This window comes from Ottowia cancrivicina, assembly GCF_029813755.1.
GTDB classification, from domain to species: Bacteria; Pseudomonadota; Gammaproteobacteria; order Burkholderiales; family Burkholderiaceae_C; genus Ottowia; species Ottowia massiliensis.
Map to the genome: position 1 here is coordinate 1 of NZ_JARVII010000106.1, position 385 is coordinate 385.

General features: G+C 69.9%; 1 protein-coding gene. It reads left to right on the top strand.

The genetic code is table 11. From position 1 onward, the window contains the following. The coding region (locus QB898_RS13245) for a hypothetical protein (RefSeq protein ID WP_279525323.1) at positions 1–385 on the top strand (385 nt) is incomplete at both ends.

Sequence of the window (385 nt, forward strand, 5' to 3'; positions counted from 1 at the left end):
CCTTGCTCAACGCCACGCGCCAAAGCGCCATAGCAGCCCTCACGGCGGGCCTGCAAGCCAAAAACGCCAATGTGGCCGCCCGCATGGGCGCAGCCGCACAACAAACCGCCGCGCAGGCGGCCACGCAAACCAGCGCCACGCGCCAAAGCGCGGCGCAAGCGGCCGGCGCGCAAAGCACCCAGGCCAAGCAGGCCGCGCAAGAAGGCAAGGCCAAGGCCGCCGCCCAGGCGGCGGCAGGCTCGGCCACGCAAGCCAAAGGCCGCGAAGCCGCGCAAGCCCAGCAAGTGGCCGGGCAGCAAGCCTCGCAAGAAAAAACAGGCATTCACAAACGCGTGAGCCTGCGCAATGTGCCCAAGGGCCGCGCGCGCGGCACGCTCGACAAGGT